Source organism: Streptomyces sp. CA-179760 (assembly GCF_050937045.1).
In the GTDB taxonomy this organism is placed as follows: domain Bacteria; phylum Actinomycetota; class Actinomycetes; order Streptomycetales; family Streptomycetaceae; genus Streptomyces.
Genome location: NZ_JBNJLZ010000001.1, coordinates 1,778,043 through 1,796,604, shown reverse-complemented (window position 1 = coordinate 1,796,604; position 18,562 = coordinate 1,778,043). Strand labels below are relative to the sequence as shown.

Below are 18,562 nucleotides of genomic sequence, written 5' to 3'. Positions count from 1 at the left end.
AAGTGAACGGCTCCGATCAGGGCTGATCAAGTGCGCCGGATCTGCAAGGATGAACGGCGAATCCAAGTGTGAACAGCAGTGAGGAGATCGCCGTGTCGGGTATGTCGGCGGGCCGGTCAGCCATGCGGATGGGACCCGCTGAGCTGGTGCAGGCGGCGGCCATGGCCCGCCGCTTCTACCTCGAGGGCAAGTCCAAGATCCAGATCGCGGAGGAGTTCGGCGTCAGCCGCTTCAAGGTGGCCCGGGTTCTGGAGACCGCCCTCGAACGGGATCTCGTGCGTATCGAGATCCGTGTGCCTGCCGAGCTGGACGCCGAGCGCTCGGACGCGCTCCGCGCCCGCTACGGCCTCAGGCACGCTGTCGTGGTCGAGTCCCCGGCCGAGGCCGAGGAGACACCCGACCCCGAGAACCTGGGAGAGGTGGCCGCCGACCTGCTCGGCGAACTGGTCAACGAAGGTGATGTGCTGGGACTGGCCTGGGGCCGGTCCACGATCCACATGGCGGCGGCGCTCGACCGGCTGCCGCCGTGCACGGTGGTGCAGCTGACGGGCGTGTACGACGCCGGGACCGCCGAGCGCGGCTCGGTCGAGGCCGTACGCCGCGCCGCCCAGGTGTCCGGCGGTGACGCCCACCCCATCTACGCGCCGATGCTGCTGCCCGACGCGGCCACGGCCACGGCACTGCGCAACCAGACGGGTATCGCCCGGGCCTTCGAGCACTTCGACAAGGTCACCGTCGCCTGTGTCTCCATCGGCTCCTGGGAGCCGGGCATCTCCACGGTGCACGACATGCTCAGCGACGAGGAGCGCGCGCACTACGCCTCCCTCGGTGTCGCCGCCGAGATGTCCGCGCACCTCTTCGACGCCGAGGGGCGCCGGGTCGGCCGCGACCTGGGCGAGCGGTGCATCACCGTCAAGACCCACCAGCTCCGCCGCGTCCCCGAGGTCGTCGCGATCGCGGGCGGGCAGCGCAAGGGACCCGCGATCGACGCGGTGCTGCGGTCCGGGCTGGTCACCAGCCTGGTCACGGACACCTCGGCCGCTGACTACCTGATGACGGCGGGCCCGGCGCCGAAGTCCGCGCTCAACCGGACCGACCCGGACGGAGCCTGACGGATGGTGAGGGAGCCGCACCAGGTGCCGGACGACCCGGCGGGCCGGATCGTGCTCGTCCTGGACCTCGACGGGGTCACGGACAAAGCGGGCCTCATGGACCGCTGCGCCCGCGACCTGGCCCTGCCCGACTGGTTCGGCCGCAACTGGGACGCCCTCGCCGACTGCCTGGCCGACCCCGCCCTCTGGCCCGAGGGGTCCGAGGAGCGGGGGCTGCTGGTCGTCGTCACGGGCTGGCGGAGGTACGCCGAGACGCGGCCCGGGGAGTGGCAGGTCGCGGAGGAGATCTTCGCCGAGGCGACGGACCGGGGCCCGGGTCTCTTCGTGACCCTCGGGCTTGGAGCATCCTCCGAGAGGCCCCCTGACCAGCCTGGATGATCCGCTCAGGGACGTCCGGGCCGTCGTCGTGGGACAATGAAGTACGTGCTCTTTCCCCCGGACCACCCGGTTCGGGGGTCACCTCTGAACGACTGGGATGTGCAGCACGTGCGTTTCCTCAATGACATCCAGCCCGGGTACGACCTGACGTACGACGACGTCTTCATGGTGCCGAGCCGCTCCGCGGTCGGCTCGCGGCAGGGCGTCGACCTCAGCTCCCCGGACGGCACGGGCACCACCATCCCGCTCGTCGTCGCCAACATGACCGCCATCGCCGGCCGCCGCATGGCCGAGACCGTGGCCCGACGCGGCGGCCTCGTCGTCATACCGCAGGACATCCCGAACGACGTGGTCACCGACGTCGTCTCCTGGGTGAAGAGCCGCCACCTGGTCCTGGACACCCCGATCATCCTGGCCCCGCATCAGACCGTCGCGGACGCGCTTGCGCTGCTGCCCAAGCGCGCGCACAACGCCGGGGTCGTCGTCGATGAGAACCACCGGCCGGTCGGCGTGGTCACCGACTCCGACCTGTCCGGCGTGGACCGCTTCACGCAGCTCACCGAGGTCATGTCCCGGGACCTGCTGCTCATCGACGCGGACATGGACCCGGGCGAGGCGTTCAGCACCCTCGACCACGCCAACCGCCGCTACGCCCCCGCGGTGAACAAGGACGGCACGCTCGCCGGCATCCTCACCCGCAAGGGCGCCCTGCGCGCCACGCTCTACCAGCCGGCCACCGACGCGCAGGGACGGCTGCGCATCGCCGCCGCCGTCGGCATCAACGGCGATGTCGCGGGCAAGGCCCAGGAGCTGCTGGACGCGGGTGTCGACACGCTCGTCATCGACACCGCGCACGGCCACCAGGAGTCGATGATCAGTGCCCTGAAGCTGGTGCGCGATCTCGACCCGCGGGTTCCGATCGTCGCCGGCAACGTGGTGGCCGCCGCGGGTGTGCGCGACCTGATCGAGGCGGGCGCGGACATCGTGAAGGTCGGTGTCGGACCCGGCGCCATGTGCACCACCCGCATGATGACCGGCGTCGGCCGGCCGCAGTTCTCCGCCGTCCTGGAGTGCGCCGCCGAGGCGAGGAAGTACGGCAAGCACGTGTGGGCCGACGGCGGCGTCCGTCACCCGCGGGACGTGGCGATGGCGCTCGCGGCCGGTGCGTCCAACGTGATGGTCGGCTCCTGGTTCGCGGGCACCTACGAGTCCCCGGGCGACCTCCAGCACGACGCGCAGGGACGGGCGTACAAGGAGTCCTTCGGCATGGCCTCCGCGCGTGCCGTGCGCAACCGCACGTCGGAGGAGTCGGCCTACGACCGCGCCCGCAAGGCGCTGTTCGAGGAGGGCATCTCCACCTCCCGCATGTTCCTCGACCCGACCCGCCCGGGCGTCGAGGACCTGATCGACTCGGTCATCGCGGGCGTCCGCTCCTCCTGCACCTACGCCGGCGCCGGCTCCCTTGAGGAGTTCGCCGAGAAGGCCATCGTCGGCATCCAGAGCGCCGCCGGCTACGCCGAGGGCAAGCCCCTGCACGCCAGCTGGAGCTGACCCGCCAACGCCCCTGTACAAGGCCCCCGGTGAAAATCGGGGGCCTTGCGCGTACGCACGCCCTACCGTCGTACGCCATGGAGATCACCGTCTGCCGGGCCGCCGACGTGGCGCTGCTCGACCAGTGCATCGCCTCCCCGGGCGCCACCTCGTTCCACGCCCGCCGCTTCGGGCGCCAGGAGCGGGGCGCGAGCACCTATCTCGTCGCCTGGCTCGACGGGCGGCCCGTGGGGCACACGGAGCTGCGCTGGGGCGGCTGCGACGACGCGGGCGTACGGGCGGCCCGGCCCGGCTGCCCCGAGATCAACGCACTGACCGTGTGGCCCGCGACGCTGCGCTCGCGCGGCATCGGCAGCGCCCTGATCCGGGCCGCCGAGGAACTGGCCCGGGAGCGGGGCCGCACGGCCGTCGGCCTCGGGGTCGCCGACGACAACCCGCGTGCCGCCGTTCTCTATGCCCGGCTCGGCTATCTGCCCCTCGCCGGGTACGTCGGGCGCTGGTCCTACGAGGACCGTGACGGCCTCACGCACAAGTGCGTCGAGAACCTCACGTTCCTGGTGAAAGAGCTGGTCTGAGCAAGCCTTGTGCAACGGACGAAAACTGTCGTGCAACGAACATCCGGCCCGTCTCCATCAACGCAATGATCTTGCGGACATGCGCAAGGTTGCTGCATTTCACCAGCAACGCCGATCCTCGTAGGCTGTCGCCTCGTACGTGGCGTGGCAGGGACCCCGCTCGGTGGGGCTCTGCTCAAGAGGTGCCGCCGGTCCCTGCCGCCCTGACCCGGCAGCGATAAGGAGCCCAGCACGTGCTCGACCAAGGCGCACCAACGCACAGCAGTAGTCAGACCACCCCGCCCGCCCAGGGCGTCGGTGCGCGCCTCATGCGTCGCAAGCCGGTGGAAAGCCTGGTCGCCGAGGGTGGCCAGGGCGAGGGCGGGTCGCTGCGGCGCTCCCTCGGTCTGTGGCAGCTCACCATGATCAGCATCGGTGCCACCCTCGGCACCGGCATCTTCGTCGTCCTCGGCGAGGCCGTCCCGAAGGCGGGGCCGGCCGTCACGCTGTCCTTCGTCATCGCCGGCCTCACCGCCCTGTTCTCGGCCCTGTCGTACGCCGAGCTCGCCGGTACCATCCCGGTCGCCGGATCCTCGTACTCGTATGCGTACGCAACGATGGGCGAGCTGATCGCCTGGGTCTGCGGCTGGTGCCTGGTCCTGGAGTACGGCGTCTCCGTCGCCGCCGTCGCGGTCGGCTGGGGCGAGTACCTCAATGAGCTGCTCGACGGGACCATAGGTGTCACCCTCCCGGCCGCCCTGTCCGCACCGCCCGGCGACGGCGGCGTGTTCAACCTCCCCGCGCTGATCGTCGTGCTGCTCGCGATGGCGTTCCTGATGGGCGGCGCCAAGGAATCCGCCCGCGCCAACACCGTCATGGTCATGGTGAAGATCGCCGCGCTGGTGATGTTCTGCGCCATCGGCGTCCAGGGCTTCCGCTCCGGCAACTACGAGAACTTCATGCCGCTGGGCATGGCGGGTGTCAGCGCCGCCGGAGCCACGCTGTTCTTCTCCTACATCGGCTTCGACGCCGCCTCCACCGCCGGCGAGGAGGCGAAGAACGCCCAGCGCGACCTGCCCCGCGCGATCATGCTGTCGCTGGTCATCGTCACGGCGCTGTACGTCCTCGTCGCCGCCGTCGCGGTCGGCGCCAAGCCCTGGAAGAACTTCACCGACTCCGAGGCCGCCCTCGCCCAGATCATGCGCGAGGTCACCGGACAGACCTTCTGGGGCACGCTGCTGGCGTTCTGCGCGGTCATCGCCATCGCGAGCGTGGTCCTGACCGTGCTCTACGGCCAGACCCGCATCCTCTTCGCCATGTCCCGCGACGGGCTGGTACCGCAGGTCTTCTCCAGGGTCCACCCGAAGACCAAGACCCCCGCGCCAACACCCTGATCGTGTCGCTGTTCTGCGGTGTGCTGGCCGCCGCGATCCCGCTCGGGCAGCTCGCCGACGCCACCAGCATCGGCACCCTGTTCGCCTTCGCGCTCGTCAACGTGGCCGTCGTGGTGCTGCGCCGGACCCGCCCGGACATGCCCCGCACCTTCCGGGTGCCGCTCTCCCCGGTCATGCCCGCCCTCGGCTTCGGCTTCTGCATCTGGATGATGGGCAGCCTGTCGGCCGTGACCTGGGTGGTCTTCGGTGTCTGGATGGCCGCCGGGCTCGTGTTCTACTTCGTGTACGGCTACCGCCGTTCCCGACTCGCACCATCCGAAAAGTGATCAACTCACTGTGCTGAACGATCTCGACGAACGCATCGTGCACGCCCTCGCCGAGGACGCCCGCCGCTCCTACTCAGACATCGGCCAGATCGTCGGCCTGTCCGCGCCCGCCGTGAAACGGCGCGTGGACCGGCTGCGCGCCACCGGAGCCATCACCGGCTTCACCGTCCGGGTGGACCCGGGCGCCCTCGGCTGGGAGACCGAGGGGTTCGTCGAGATCTACTGCCGGGGCAACACCTCCCCGGAGACCATCCAGAGGGGCCTGGAGCGCTATCAGGAGGTCGTGGCCGCGTCCACCGTCACCGGGGACGCGGACGCGATCGCCCAGGTCTTCGCCTCCGACATGCGGCACTTCGAACGGGTCCTGGAGCGGATCGCCGGGGAGCCGTTCGTCGAGCGGACCAAGTCCGTGCTCGTGCTGTCGCCGCTGCTGCGGCGCTTCTCGTCGGGATCGCCCACCTGAAATCAGCGGCGTCCCGCGCCGCACGGGCCTAGAGTCGGTGTCATGACCTGGCGACATTGATCCACCAGCCGCGCCTCCCGAGGGCCGCCTCGGCCGCCGTACGTGCCACACGTCCGGTGTCCGAACCGCCCTCTCGGGAAGGCCTCATGACTCTCTCACCCGCACGCGCGCCCGCGACCGGTGTCCGCCGGCTGACGAGCACGCTGTACGGCTACGCGTTCCTCGAAGACTTCGTCCTGCTCTACCCGGTGTACGCGCTGCTGTTCCGCGACACCGGGCTGTCGGTCTGGCAGATCTCCTCCCTGTTCGCCCTCTGGTCGGTCACCGGCGTGCTGCTGGAGATCCCCTCAGGCGCCTGGGCCGACGCCGTGTCGCGTCGCCGGCTGCTGTGGATCGGCCCGCTGCTCACGGCCGCCGGCTTCGCCCTGTGGACTCTCTTCCCGTCGTACGGCGCCTTCGCGCTGGGCTTCGTGCTGTGGGGCGCGGGCGGCGCCCTCACCTCCGGCGCGTACGAGGCGCTGGTCTACGACGAACTGCAGCGGCTCGGCGCGGCCGGCCGCTACGCCCGTGTCATGGGCCGGGCCCGGGCGGCCGGCCTGGTGGCCGTGATGGCGGCGATGGGACTGGCCGGCCCGGTGTTCGCCTGGGGCGGCCACACCGCCGTCGGTGCCGCGAGCGTGCTGGTCTGCCTGCTGGCGGCGGCGATCGCGACCCGGCTCCCGGAACACCGGACCCCGGCGGCCGGGCAGGACAGCTGGACCGCGACCCTGAAGGCCGGGCTGGCAGAGGCCCGCGCCGACCCGTCCGTGCGCGGAGCCCTTCTGCTGGTCCCGGCTGTGACCGCCGTGTGGGGCGCCCTCGACGAGTACACGCCGCTGCTGGTGAGGGACACCGGCGTCCCCGACGCGCTGGTGCCGTATCTGCTTCTGGTGATCTGGGCGGGCGCCACGGCCGGAGGACTGCTGGCCGGGACGGGCGAACGCCTCGGCACCAAGGGACTCGCGGCGCTGCTCGCGGGCGCGGCACTCGCCCTGGCCGTGGGCACAGGTGCCGGCACCCTGGCCGGAATCGCCCTCGTGGCGCTCGCCTTCGGCGGCTTCCAGGCGGCGAGCGTACTGGCCGACGCCCGGCTCCAGCAGCGCATCGACGACTCCGGCCGGGCCACCCTCACCTCGGTCGCCGGACTGGGCACGGACCTGGCCACCGTCGCCGTGTACGTCGGCTACGGGGCCCTCGGCACGGCCGCCGGCCACGGCACGGCCTTCGCGTGGTTCGCCGTGCCGTACCTGGTGACCGCGCTGCTGCTGGCTGCTAGAGGTCGGGCTGCCAGGGGGTGACAGAGAAGTCGCCGGTCCCCTTCTTGACCTTCTCGAAGGGCGCCGAGCTCACACACTGGGGCAGGTCCTTCGTTTCGACCGGGCTGCCCGTAGTGGCCCAGCTGTAGCCGAGCCGGTCGTGGCGGCCGAGGTCGTGCACGGTGATTCCGACCCGCTTGCCCTTCGCGCCGGGCAGGTCGGAGGAGGTGATGACACCGGAGACGACAGCCACCTTGCCACCGGTGACCAGGCAGTCGACCTTCGCCTTCGCCCGGGCGCCCTCGCCGTTCAGGTAGTGGCTCCACTCGAAGGTGCCGGTCGCCTTCATCGGGTCGGCCTTGTCCTTCGCTGCCAGATGCGCGTCGAAGGAGAAGGTGATGTCGTCCCCGGCCGAGCGGTACAGCTTCGCCTCGCCGGTGAGCGCGGCGGCCTCACGGGCCTGAGCCGATAAGCCGGAGGACCCGGAGCCGGAGGACGCGGCGGCGGAGGCCGCGGTGGCGGTGAGCAGCAGCGCTGCGCCCAACACGGCGGTCTTCGTACGGCGGTTCATGGTGGTCCTTTCCGTAAGGGAAACAGGTCGTCGGAACACCCACCACTGTTCCGGCGCGGCGCCCGCGCCACATCGCTCCGGGGACGTGACCCCGCCTCCGCCGCCCGGCGGGGGAGTACCGCAACGGTCTGCTCCCACGGGAGGACCGACGTACGACCGCGGGCCCGCAACGAATCGCCGCCGAGCCGTCGAGGGACGCAATGATCAGCTCATTGGCGCGCAACGGCTGCTCCTTGTCCGCCCGAGCCCGCCGACCGTACCGTCTATCAGGCCCCCGAAATCCCCGCGTCCCGGTGAGGAACACGCATGCGCACCGCCCTGCTCCAGAGCTCCGGCCGCCCCGGCTCCACCGTCGAGAACCTCAAGGTCCTCGACGAGGCCGCCGGCCGGGCCGCCGCCGCGGGCGCCGGGCTGCTCGTCACGGCGGAGATGTTCCTGACGGGGTACGCGATCGGCGACGACATCGGCCGCCTCGCCGAGCCCGCCGACGGAGACTGCGCGGCCGCCGTCGCCGAGATCGCGACCGGCCACGGCCTGGCGATCGCCTACGGCTACCCCGAGCGGGCGGGCGACGCCGTGTTCAACTCGGCTCAGCTGATCTCTGCCGACGGCACCCGGCTGGCCAACTACCGCAAGACCCACCTCTTCGGCTGCTTCGAGCGCGACCACTTCACCCCGGGGACCAGCCGGTCGTCCAGACGGAGATCGAAGGCCTGCGCGTCGGGATCCTGATCTGCTACGACGTGGAGTTCCCGGAGAACGTCCGCGCCCACGCCCTGGCCGGCACCGACCTGCTCCTCGTCCCGACGGCACAGATGCACCCGTTCCAGTTCGTCGCCGAGTCGATGATCCCGGTGCGTGCCTTCGAGAACCAGCTGTACGTCGCGTACGTCAACCGGGTCGGCAGGGAAGGCGAGTTCGAGTTCGTGGGGCTGTCCACGCTCGCCGGGCCCGACGGGGTCGCCCGCACCCGCGCCGGGCGGGACGAGGAACTCGTCCTCGCCGACATCGACCCGGCCTTCCTCGCCGCGGCCCGCGAGGCCAACCCGTATCTGCTGGACCGGCGCCCGGGCCTCTACGGGTCGCTCGCCTGATCCCTCACACCTTTCTGTCTCTTCCGCAAGGAGTCCGTACCCCATGACGTCCACCGTGCCCAACGCCGTCGAGCACGCAGACGCGCAGCAGCCGCCGATCACCATGTTCGGCCCGGACTTCCCGTACGCCTACGACGACTTCCTCGCCCACCCGGCGGGTCTCGGGCAGATACCCGCGACCGAGCACGGCACGGAGGTCGCGGTCATCGGCGGCGGCCTGTCCGGCATCGTCGCCGCGTACGAGCTGATGAAGATGGGCCTCAAGCCGGTCGTGTACGAGGCGGACCAGATCGGCGGCCGGCTGCGGACGGTGGGCTTCGACGGGTGCGACGAGTCCCTCACCGCCGAGATGGGGGCGATGCGCTTCCCGCCGTCGTCCACCGCGCTCCAGCACTACATCGACCTGGTCGGTCTGCAGACGCGGTCCTTCCCCAACCCCTCGCGGAGGCGACCCCGTCGACCGTCGTCGACCTCAAGGGCGAGTCGCACTACGCCGAGACGGTCGCCGACCTGCCCCAGGTCTACCGGGACGTCGCCGAGGCGTGGAACAGGTGCCTGGAGGAGGGCGCCGACTTCTCCGACATGAATCGGGCCCTGCGCGAGCGGGACGTCCCCCGCATCCGCGAGATCTGGTCCCGGCTCGTCGAGAAGCTCGACAACCAGACCTTCTACGGCTTCCTCTGCGACTCCGAGGCGTTCAAGTCCTTCCGGCACCGCGAGATCTTCGGCCAGGTCGGCTTCGGCACGGGCGGCTGGGACACCGACTTCCCCAACTCCATCCTGGAGATCCTCCGCGTCGTCTACACCGAGGCCGACGACCACCACCGGGGCATCGTCGGCGGCTCCCAGCAGCTGCCGTTGCGCCTGTGGGAGCGTGAGCCGGCGAAGATCGTCCACTGGGCGCAGGGGACCTCGCTCGCGAGCCTGCACGAGGGCGGCGAGCCCCGCCCGGCGGTGACCCGGCTGCACCGCACGGCCGGCAACCGCATCACGGTGACCGACGCGCACGGCGACATCCGCACCTACCGGACGGCGATCTTCACCGCCCAGTCCTGGATGCTGCTGTCGAAGATCGACTGCGACGACTCGCTCTTCCCGATCGACCACTGGACGGCCATCGAGCGCACGCACTACATGGAGAGCTCCAAGCTCTTCGTCCCGGTGGACCGGCCGTTCTGGCTCGACAAGGACGAGGAAACGGGACGTGACGTCATGTCGATGACCCTCACCGACCGTATGACGCGCGGGACCTACCTGCTCGACGACGGCCCGGACAAGCCCGCCGTCATCTGCCTCTCCTACACCTGGTGCGACGACAGCCTGAAGTGGCTCCCGCTGTCCGCGAACGAGCGGATGGAGGTCATGCTGAAGTCACTCGGCGAGATCTATCCCAAGGTCGACATCCGCAAGCACATCATCGGCAACCCGGTGACCGTCTCCTGGGAGAACGAGCCCTACTTCATGGGCGCGTTCAAGGCCAACCTGCCCGGCCACTACCGCTACCAGCGGCGCCTGTTCACGCACTTCATGCAGGAGGAACTGCCCGAGGACAAGCGCGGCGTCTTCCTCGCCGGCGACGACATCTCCTGGACGGCCGGCTGGGCCGAGGGAGCCGTCCAGACCGCCCTCAACGCGGTCTGGGGCGTCATGCACCACTTCGGCGGCACGACCGACCCGACCAACCCGGGGCCCGGCGACGTCTATGACGAGATCGCGCCCGTCGAGCTGCCGGAGGACTAGGAGTACCGAGGGCAGAAGTACCGGGAGGCTAGGAGTACTCGGGCAGGGGCGTGAGCAGCATGCGCCCCGCGAGGCCCGCCGCCGCGTCCAGATGCTCGGTGAACTCCTGGGCCACGTCGGGGAGTCCGCGCAGCGCCCACAGGGCCCGGGCCGCCGCCCAGGAGGCGTCCCGGGCGCGGTCCAGGCTCCAGGAGCCGAGCAGATGGGTCAGCGGGTCGGCGATCTGGAGGAGGTCGGGGCCCGGCATCAGATCTTCGCGGATGCGCTCCTCCAGCGAGACGAGGAGGTCACCCACCGCGTCGAACTCGTCCTCCAGGTCGGCGGGTGCGCAGCCGAGCGTACGGCAGGTGTCCACGACGGCCAGCGCGAGATCGTGCCCGATGTGCGCGTTGATGCCCGCGAGGGCGAACTGCAACGGCCGTACGCCGGGATGGCGGCGGAACTGGAACAGCGGCCGCCAGCAGGCGGGTGGGCGCCGGTCGCCGGCCGCCGCCTCGACGGCCTCCAGGTACCGCTCCGCGAACCGTACGTCCAGCGTGATCGCGGCATGAGGGTCCGCGAACCGCCCCGTGTCGATGCACCGGTCCACCGCCTCCGTCACGGCGAGGTAGACGCGGTTGAAGACCGCCAACCCGTCCCGGGGGTGCAGGGCAGCGTCGAGGGCGCGCATACGGGAGATGACTCCGTCGACCGGAGTGTCCAAGGCTGAGGGGACTTGTTCGCATCGCGGCATGCGGGCAGAGTCCCAGCTCTAGGCTGGCGGGAGTACCGGCTGGCCCGGCGCTTCCCCGAAACGGGGGAACGCCGCCCGCCGCAGGGGGAGGGGGAGCAGCACCGTGTCAGGCTTACGTGCCCAGCGCCTGGCCGCCCGCAGGGCCGAGCGCAGGCGCGCGGTCCGGCGCGGCGCGATGGTCGTGGCGGCCTCCGTCGTGGTCGCGGCCGGTGTGGTCGCCGGGGCGCTCTCCGCGGTGGGCGACCGGCGGTCCTCGGACGAGGCCCGGCCCCGGAGGTGTCGGCCTCGCACCGCTTCGCGCCCCTGCCCGCGGTGCCGTCGGCGTCCCCGTCGGTCTCCGGCTCCGCCCCGCCCACACCGTCTTCGACGAAGAGCGCCGGACGCGCGCCCTCACCCCGAGGACCGAGACCAAGAAGCAGAAGCAGAAGCCGGCCGGTGCCGTGACCGGCCGGCTCTACCGCCACCCCGACTCCCAGGTGCTCGACTGGATCCGGGCCCACGACGGCGACCCGCGCCACGCGGTCATCGCGTCCCGCATAGCCGGCCGGCCGGCCGCCGTCTGGTTCGCCGACTACTCCCCGGACACGCTCACCGCCCGGGTCGCCGCGGTGACGTCCGGCGGCGCGGCGCAGGGCCGGGTGCCGGTCGTCGTGCCGTACGCGATACCCGGCCGGGACTGCGGCGGCCACTCCCAGGGCGGGGCGCCCGACTTGGACGCGTACGACGCCTGGATCGACCGTTTCGCGGCGGGGCTGGGCTCCGGCGAGGTCATCGTCGTCCTGGAGCCGGACTCGGTCGCCCAGACCGAGTGCCTCTCCGCCGGTGCACGCGCGGACCGCTTCGCCTCGCTGGCCCGGGCCGGCCGTGTCCTGAAGGCCGCCAACCCCCGGGCACGCGTGTACTTCGACGCGGGCCACTCGGGCTGGAACGCGCCCGACAAGCAGGCGGCCTGGCTGCGGCAGGCCGGAGCCGCCTCGCCCGAGTCCTCCGACGGGATCTTCAGCAACGTCTCGAACTTCCACACCACGGCCGACGAGGTCGCCTACGACCAGCGGGTCCTTGACGCCCTCGGCGGCCCGGCGAGCCTGGGCGCCGTCATCGACACCAGCCGCAACGGCAACGGCGCCCCGGCCGACGGTCAGTGGTGCGACCCGTCGGGCCGCAAGCTGGGCCGGACACCCACCCTCGGCACCGGCGAGGCCCGGATCGACGCCTATCTGTGGGTGAAGCTGCCCGGGGAGTCGGACGGCTGCAAGGGCAGGCCGGGGACCTTCACGGCGTCGTACGCCTACGACCTGGCCTCGCCGTAGGGCCACGGCATCGGCCCGTCGTAGGACGCCGACACGCTGCCACGCCGCAGGACGCTACGGCTTGCCCTCGTCGTAGGACGAGGTGCCCTCGTCCAGCAGCGGATGCTGTGTCTTAAGATGGGCCGGGGCGAAGGCCCGCAGGGCGTGGTAGCCGGTGATGACGACGATCGTGCCGAGCGCGATGCCGCTCAGCGAGAAGGTGTCCGTGAACTTCATGGTGACGTTGCCGACGCCGATGATGATGCCCGCCGCCGCCGGGACCAGGTTCAGCGGATTGCGCAGATCCACCTTGGCGTTCAGCCAGATCTGGGCGCCGAGCAGGCCGATCATGCCGTACAGGATGACGGTGATGCCGCCGAGCACCCCGCCCGGGATCGCCGCGACGACCGCGCCGAACTTCGGGCAGACGCCGAAGAGCAGGGCGAAGCCGGCGGCGGCCCAGTAGGCGGCCGTGGAGTAGACGCGGGTCGCGGCCATCACGCCGATGTTCTCGGAGTACGTGGTGTTGGGCGGGCCGCCCACCGCTGTGGACAGCATCGAGCCGACGCCGTCGGCCGAGATCGCCGTGCCGAGCCTGTTGTCCAGCGATTCGCCGGTCATCTCGCCGACCGCCTTCACATGCCCGGCGTTCTCCGCGACCAGCGCGATGACGACCGGCAGGGCGACCAGGATCGCCGACCACTCGAAGGACGGGCCGTGCAGCGTCGGCAGCCCGATCCAGTCGGCCTTGTCCACGCCGGAGAGGTCGAGCCGCCAGTGGTCGGTGAGCCTGCCGCTCGCGTCCACCGAGTGGATCTTGCCGAAGACCAGGTCGAACACCCAGGAGACGCCGTATCCGAAGACCAGCCCCAGGAAGATCGCGATCCGGGACCAGAAACCGCGCAGACAGACGACCGCCAGGCCGGTGAACAGCATCGTCAGCAGGGCCGTCCACTGGTCCTGCGGCCAGTACGTCGAGGCCGTCACCGGCGCGAGGTTGAAGCCGATCAGCATCACCACGGCGCCGGTCACGATCGGCGGCATCGTGGCGTGGATGATCCGCGCCCCGAACCGCCGCACGGCGAGCCCCACCAGGAACAGGGCGACGCCGACGACGAAGACCGCGCCGGTGACGGTGGCGCTGCTGCCGCCCTGTGCGCGGATGACCGCCGCCACCCCCACGAAGGACAGCGAGCAGCCCAGGTAACTGGGCACGTGGCCGCGCGTGGCCAGCAGGAACACGATGGTCGCGACGCCCGACATCATGATCGCGAGATTGGGGTCCAGGCCCATCAGGACCGGAGCCACGAAGGACGCCCCGAACATGGCCACCACATGCTGGGCGCCGAGCCCGGCCGTGCGGGGCCAGGTGAGCCGCTCGTCGGGGCGGACCACCGCGCCGGGCGCCGGGGTGCGTCCGTCGCCGCCGTGCAGTTTCCAGCGGACGCCGAGATCCATGGTGCGGTATCGCTTTCGTCGTGCGTGTGAGTATCCGGACCATTGTCCGGGTGCGCCGACGGTGCTGGTGACCGGGGCTGATCAGGGCGTCCCTGGGCCGGGCGTCCGCTCAGGGCCGCGGGTCCGGGACCGCCGCGGCCTCCGGCCGGCTGATCATCGCCCGGTCGCCCGGGCGCAGCACCCGGGCGAACGCCACCAGGCCGCAGGACAGCAGCGTCACCAGGCAGAACGACACCATCAGGCTGGTCGCCTGGGCCAGCATGCCGATCGCGCTCGGCGCTATCAGTCCCGAGGTGTACGTGATGGTCGCGACGCCCGCGATGGCCAGGCTCGGGTTGGAGCCGCTGCGGCCCGCCGCCGCGAAGCACAGCGGTACGACGACCGCGATGCCCAGACCCATCAGCGCGAACCCGCTCATGGCCACCGCCGGACGGTCCGCGACCACGATCAGCAGACCGCCGAGAACGGCGAGCACACCGCTGACCCGTACGGTCCGTACGGCACCGAAGCGGTCCACGACCTTGTCGCCGGCGAACCGGGCGATGGCCATGGTGAGCGTGAAGCCCGTCGTGCACGCCGCCGCGAGACCGGCGGAGGTCTCCAGCCGCTCGCGCAGATAGACGGCCGACCAGTCCAGGCTCGCGCCCTCGGCGAACACCGCGCAGAACCCGATCGCGCCGATGAGCAGCGCCGACCGGGGCGGCAGCGCGAACCTCGGCGGCGGCTCCTCGTCCTCGGCGGGCTGGAGGTCGAGCACCCACCGGCAGGCCACCACGCCGATGACGGTGAGGACCGCGGCGGCCAGCACGTGATGCAGCCGGGCGTCCGCGCCGAGGTGCGCGGCGAGCGTGCCGGCCGCCGAGCCGATCAGGGCACCCGCGCTCCACATGCCGTGCAGCCCGGACATGATCGACAGGCCGAGGCGGTTCTCGACCTCGACACCCAGCGCGTTCATCGCCACGTCCGCCATGCCTGCCGTCGCGCCGTAGGTGAACAGGGCCAGGCAGAGTGTGAGCAGGTTCGGAGCGAGGGACGGCAGGACCAGCGCGAGGGTCCACAGGGCGATCAGCCCGCGCAGCGCGTTGCGGGCCCCGAACCGGTGGCTGACGGCGCCGGCGAGCGGCATCGCGACGGACGCGCCGAGCGCGGGGAAGGCGAGCGCGATCCCCAACTGCCCGGCGCTCACGCCCGCGTGGTCCTGGATCCAGGGCACGCGGGTGGCGAACGAGCCGGTCACGGCGCCGTGCACGGCGAAGACCGCGGCCACCGCGTACCGGGAGCGCTTCACCTCGCGCAGTTCGTCGACCACGTTGCCCATTCTGCGGTCCCCCTCCAGGTCTCTGCCGCGCTCACGTCATGCGGGGCGTAAACTATCAGGAACCCTGCCTGATAATAAGAGGGTTTCCCGGCGGGCCACGGCCGACGGACCCGCCGATCTGGAAGGATCCCGGCATGCCCGCATCCCCGAGCACCGCCCGGGCCATCAACGACCGGCTCGCCCTGCGTCTGCTCCAGCAGGAGGGCCCGCTGACGGCAGGGCAGTTGAAGCAGCTCACCGGTCTGTCCCGGCCGACCGTCGCCGACCTCGTCGAACGCCTCACCGTCGCCGGTCTCATCGCGGTCGTCGGCGAGGCGGGGGAGCAGCGGCGCGGGCCCAACGCCAAGGTGTACGGCATCGTCGCCGACCGGGCGCACCTCGCCGCGCTGGACGTACGCACCGAGGGTGTCTCGGTCGCCGTCGCCGACCTGGTGGGAGGGGTGCTGGCCGAGGCCTCGGTGCCCATCGGGGGTGACATGGCGCCGGGTCCCGCCGTGGAACAGGCGGTCGCGCTGGTCGAGCGGGTGGTCAAAGAGGCCGGCGCCGACCGGCTGCACACCGTCGGCATCGGGGCGCCCGGCCTGATCGACCCGGCCAGCGGCGAACTCCGTGACTCCTCCGGGCTGCCGGAGTGGCACCGGTGCCTGGTCGCCGCCCTCCAGGAGCGGCTGCCCGAGGCGCGGGTGAGTGTCGAGAACGAGACCAACCTCGCGGCGCTGGCCGAGCAGCGCGACGGCGCCGCCCGGGACCGGGACACCTTCGTCCTGCTGTGGCTGGGCCACGGCACGGGTGCGGCCGTGGTGCTCGACGGCGCGCTACGACGCGGCGCCTCCGGCGGCACCGGCGAAATCGGCTTCCTCCCGGTCCCGGGCGCGACCACGCTGCCCTCCGCGACGGACTGCGAGGGCGGCTTCCACGGCCTGGCGGCGTCGACCGCGGTCGTGGACCTGGCGGCGGAGCACGGGGTTCCGGCAGGGCCGGGGCAGGAGCCGTCGGTGGTGGGGGTCGTACGGGCGGCGGTGGGTGTGGTGCGGGCCGCGGTGGGTCAGGTGCGGGGGCGGAGGGCAGGGACGAGGTGTCCTCGTTGCCGTCCGCCACCCCCGCCGCCCGTTTCCTCGACGCCCTGGCCGACCGTCTCGCCGTCGGGGTCGCCTCGGTGGTGGCGATCCTGGATCCCGGGTGCGTGGTGCTCGGGGGCGAGGTCGGGCAGGCCGGTGGCGAGGAGCTCGCCGGCCGGGTGCAGGACCGCATCGCCCGGATGACGCCCCTGCCCACGGAGGTGCGGACCACCACCCTGGGCGGCGGCGCTGTCCTGCGCGGCGCCCTCCTCACGGCTCGTGACCGTGCCCAAGAGGAACTCTTCACCCCGGGGAGCGGCCGAGCCGGCGCCGGTAGAGCGCCCCGGGCCACCGGCCGAGTACCTGCTACCCCCGCGAGCGCCCGCTCCCCGTCCGCACCTGCCGGCCCCCGAACCGCCCCGCCAGATACGTCTCGAATGTCCCCGTGCCGACCGCCCGCCCCGGCGTCAGATGCCCCCGCTCCGAAAGCCCCGGTACGCCGCACCCCACAGCGGTACGTTCACCACCGCCCGGCGCCGGCCGGACGCCTTCAGATAGGCGCGAGCCAGCGACTCGAACGTCCGTACCTCCGGCCCGCCCAGGTCCTCGACCCGCCCCGCCGGTTCACCCGCCGCCAGTTCGACCAGCCGGTCCGCGACCTCGGCCACCTCGACGGGCTGGTCCCGGACCCCGGCCGGCAGGAACAGGACCGGCAGCTTCGACAGCCCCCGCAGCACCATGACCAGCAGGTCGTGGAACTGCGTCGCCCGCAGCACGGTCCAGCCGAGCCCCGACTCCTCGACCAGCCGCTCCACGGCGAGCTTGCTCTTGTAGTAGCCCAAGGGCACCCGGTCGACGCCCACGATCGAGATGTGGACGAGGTGCCGCACCCCGGCCCCGCGCGCCGCCCTGATCAGGTTCGCCGCCGCCTGCTCGTCGCCCTTCTGCGCCGACGCGCAGTGCACGATCGTGTCCACACCGGCGACGGCCGCGTCCAGCGCGTCACCGCCCTCCCGCAGGTCGACCGCGTACGGCTGGGTGTGCCGGCTGAGCACCCGCACCTCGTGCCCGTCCGCGCGCAGCCGCTCGGCGACGAGCCGGCCGAGTGTTCCGGTGCCACCGGTCACCAGGATCGTGGTCATGCCGTTCAGTCCCTTCGAGGCCGGGCACTCCGGCCGGAGCGCCCCTCGACAGCTGAGACCGAACACCCCTGCCGAATGTGACAGACCCACCCGGCGATCCCGCGACCGCGCCCGACGGTCCTACGACCGGGCGAGCTGACGCCGCGCGAATCCCAGCTTCTCGGGATTGACCACGGCCCGCACCCCGGTGACCAGCCCGTCGCGCACCTCGAACGCCGCCAGCCCGACGAGCGTGTCGCCCGCCCAGGTCGCCAGCCCTGTCGCGCCGTTGACCTCGGCCGGCGTGAAGTCCAGGCCCACCGAGAACTTCGGGCCTCCGCCCGCCAGGAACTGGGCGATCCTGGGACCGCCCTCGATCGGCCACCGGGCCGCGGTGACCTTGCCGCCACCGTCGCTCCACCACGTGGCATCGGCCGCGAGCAGCTTCTCCAGTCCGGCCAGGTCGCCGTCGCGGGCCGCCGTGATGAACGACGCGACCAGCTCCTCCTGCTGCTCGGACGCGGGCTCGAAACGGGCTTGCGGTTCACCCACCCGCCGCACGGCCCGCCGGTACAGCTGACGGCAGTTCGCCTCGCCCAGGTCCAGGACCCCGGCGATCTCCCGATGCCCGTACCCGAACGCCTCCCGCAGCACGTACACCGCCCGCTCGGTCGGCGTGAGCCGCTCCAGCAGCACCATCATCGCCATCGACACGGCGTCCCGCTGCTCGGCCGACTCCAGCGGACCGAGCGCGCCGTCCCCGGTGACCACCGGCTCCGGCAGCCAGGTCCCGACGTACCGCTCGCGCCGGGCGCGAGCGGACGTCAGCCGGTTCAGGCAGAGGTTCGTGACGACCTTGGCGAGCCAGGCCGCCGGATGCTCGATCCCCGTACGGTCGGCGCCGCTGTAGCGCAGATACGCGTCCTGGACCGCGTCCTCGGCCTCTTCGGCGGAGCCCAGCAGCCGGTAGGCGAGCGAGAACAGCCGGGGCCGGTGGACCTCGAACTCGTCGGCGGTCGTGGTGGTCATGGGGCTCACCCTGCCAGAACGCCGTCCGCGCGGCGTGGGGAGGCCCGGCGACGGGCAAGGGCCGTCGTCACCGTCGCC

At 71.9% G+C, this 18,562-nt stretch carries 11 protein-coding genes and 6 pseudogenes; 11 read left to right on the top strand and 6 right to left on the bottom strand.

Annotated elements, in window-relative coordinates; translation table 11 throughout:
• The first annotated feature begins 68 nt into the window (after positions 1 to 68).
• From ACQEV8_RS07900 to ACQEV8_RS07870, 7 genes and pseudogenes are all read left to right on the top strand, one after another.
• Complete coding sequence (locus ACQEV8_RS07900; protein ID WP_432958474.1) at positions 69 to 1,112, top strand: sugar-binding transcriptional regulator; 1,044 nt, start codon at positions 69 to 71, stop codon at positions 1,110 to 1,112.
• A gap of 24 nt (positions 1,113 to 1,136) precedes the next feature.
• Positions 1,137 to 1,490, top strand: coding sequence for a barstar family protein (locus ACQEV8_RS07895; RefSeq protein WP_432972529.1), 354 nt, complete (start codon positions 1,137 to 1,139; stop codon positions 1,488 to 1,490).
• Between the two features lie 108 nt (positions 1,491 to 1,598).
• Positions 1,599 to 3,041, top strand: coding sequence for a GuaB1 family IMP dehydrogenase-related protein (locus ACQEV8_RS07890; protein WP_432958472.1), 1,443 nt, complete (start codon positions 1,599 to 1,601; stop codon positions 3,039 to 3,041).
• A gap of 77 nt (positions 3,042 to 3,118) precedes the next feature.
• Positions 3,119 to 3,616 carry a GNAT family N-acetyltransferase gene (locus tag ACQEV8_RS07885; RefSeq protein ID WP_432958470.1) on the top strand — a complete coding sequence of 166 codons (498 nt, stop codon included), beginning with the start codon at positions 3,119 to 3,121 and terminating at the stop codon, positions 3,614 to 3,616.
• A 233-nt stretch (positions 3,617 to 3,849) separates the two neighbouring features.
• Positions 3,850 to 5,315 (top strand): annotated as a pseudogene (locus ACQEV8_RS07880) (amino acid permease).
• Between the two features lie 10 nt (positions 5,316 to 5,325).
• Positions 5,326 to 5,778 (top strand): Lrp/AsnC family transcriptional regulator, encoded by a 453-nt coding sequence (locus ACQEV8_RS07875; protein ID WP_432958468.1) that lies wholly within the window; start codon positions 5,326 to 5,328, stop codon positions 5,776 to 5,778.
• A 146-nt stretch (positions 5,779 to 5,924) separates the two neighbouring features.
• On the top strand, positions 5,925 to 7,115 hold the full coding sequence (locus tag ACQEV8_RS07870) for an MFS transporter (RefSeq protein WP_432958466.1): 1,191 nt from the start codon (positions 5,925 to 5,927) through the stop codon (positions 7,113 to 7,115).
• On the opposite strand, the gene ACQEV8_RS07865 is transcribed toward ACQEV8_RS07870, so the two are convergent.
• Entirely contained in the window at positions 7,090 to 7,644 is a 555-nt protein-coding gene (locus tag ACQEV8_RS07865; protein ID WP_432958465.1) for a Repetin, read from the bottom strand. The two genes, ACQEV8_RS07870 and ACQEV8_RS07865, sit on opposite strands and share 26 nt — an antisense overlap.
• Before the next feature lie 306 nt (positions 7,645 to 7,950).
• Between ACQEV8_RS07865 and ACQEV8_RS07860 the strand changes: the two are divergent.
• Together ACQEV8_RS07860 and ACQEV8_RS07855 are read left to right on the top strand one after the other, a co-directional pair.
• Positions 7,951 to 8,738, top strand: a pseudogene (locus ACQEV8_RS07860) (carbon-nitrogen hydrolase family protein).
• Positions 8,739 to 8,781: 43 nt separating this feature from the next.
• Positions 8,782 to 10,478, top strand: a pseudogene (locus ACQEV8_RS07855) (flavin monoamine oxidase family protein).
• Positions 10,479 to 10,506: 28 nt separating this feature from the next.
• Here the strand turns inward: ACQEV8_RS07855 and ACQEV8_RS07850 are convergent.
• Positions 10,507 to 11,211, bottom strand: coding sequence for a DUF5995 family protein (locus tag ACQEV8_RS07850; protein ID WP_432958463.1), 705 nt, complete (start codon positions 11,209 to 11,211; stop codon positions 10,507 to 10,509).
• A gap of 175 nt (positions 11,212 to 11,386) precedes the next feature.
• On the opposite strand from ACQEV8_RS07850, the pseudogene ACQEV8_RS07845 reads away from it, so the two are divergent.
• Positions 11,387 to 12,521, top strand: a pseudogene (locus ACQEV8_RS07845) (glycoside hydrolase family 6 protein).
• A 54-nt stretch (positions 12,522 to 12,575) separates the two neighbouring features.
• Here the strand turns inward: ACQEV8_RS07845 and ACQEV8_RS07840 are convergent.
• Positions 12,576 to 13,958, bottom strand: coding sequence for a uracil-xanthine permease family protein (locus ACQEV8_RS07840; protein ID WP_432958461.1), 1,383 nt, complete (start codon positions 13,956 to 13,958; stop codon positions 12,576 to 12,578).
• Positions 13,959 to 14,067: 109 nt separating this feature from the next.
• On the bottom strand, positions 14,068 to 15,276 hold the full coding sequence (locus tag ACQEV8_RS07835; RefSeq protein WP_432958459.1) for an MFS transporter: 1,209 nt from the start codon (positions 15,274 to 15,276) through the stop codon (positions 14,068 to 14,070).
• A 134-nt stretch (positions 15,277 to 15,410) separates the two neighbouring features.
• On the opposite strand from ACQEV8_RS07835, the pseudogene ACQEV8_RS07830 reads away from it, so the two are divergent.
• Positions 15,411 to 16,645: pseudogene (locus tag ACQEV8_RS07830) on the top strand (ROK family transcriptional regulator); the annotation flags it as partial.
• 55 nt (positions 16,646 to 16,700) lie between these two features.
• Here ACQEV8_RS07830 and ACQEV8_RS07825 read toward each other — a convergent pair.
• Both ACQEV8_RS07825 and ACQEV8_RS07820 read right to left on the bottom strand, forming a co-directional pair.
• A pseudogene (locus tag ACQEV8_RS07825) lies at positions 16,701 to 17,476 on the bottom strand (SDR family oxidoreductase).
• A 120-nt stretch (positions 17,477 to 17,596) separates the two neighbouring features.
• Complete coding sequence (locus ACQEV8_RS07820; RefSeq protein WP_432958457.1) at positions 17,597 to 18,484, bottom strand: RNA polymerase sigma-70 factor; 888 nt, start codon at positions 18,482 to 18,484, stop codon at positions 17,597 to 17,599.
• Between the last annotated feature and the right edge of the window lie 78 nt (positions 18,485 to 18,562).

What these genes read in the sequence shown, in the direction of transcription:
- ACQEV8_RS07840 (WP_432958461.1), bottom strand. Translation starts at nt 13,958, where the DNA reads ATGGATCTCGGCGTCCGCTGGAAACTGCACGGCGGCGACGGACGCACC.
- ACQEV8_RS07865 (WP_432958465.1), bottom strand. Translation starts at nt 7,644, where the DNA reads ATGAACCGCCGTACGAAGACCGCCGTGTTGGGCGCAGCGCTGCTGCTC.
- ACQEV8_RS07835 (WP_432958459.1), bottom strand. Translation starts at nt 15,276, where the DNA reads ATGGGCAACGTGGTCGACGAACTGCGCGAGGTGAAGCGCTCCCGGTAC.
- ACQEV8_RS07885 (WP_432958470.1), top strand. Translation starts at nt 3,119, where the DNA reads ATGGAGATCACCGTCTGCCGGGCCGCCGACGTGGCGCTGCTCGACCAG.
- ACQEV8_RS07850 (WP_432958463.1), bottom strand. Translation starts at nt 11,211, where the DNA reads ATGCCGCGATGCGAACAAGTCCCCTCAGCCTTGGACACTCCGGTCGAC.
- ACQEV8_RS07820 (WP_432958457.1), bottom strand. Translation starts at nt 18,484, where the DNA reads ATGACCACCACGACCGCCGACGAGTTCGAGGTCCACCGGCCCCGGCTG.
- ACQEV8_RS07870 (WP_432958466.1), top strand. Translation starts at nt 5,925, where the DNA reads ATGACTCTCTCACCCGCACGCGCGCCCGCGACCGGTGTCCGCCGGCTG.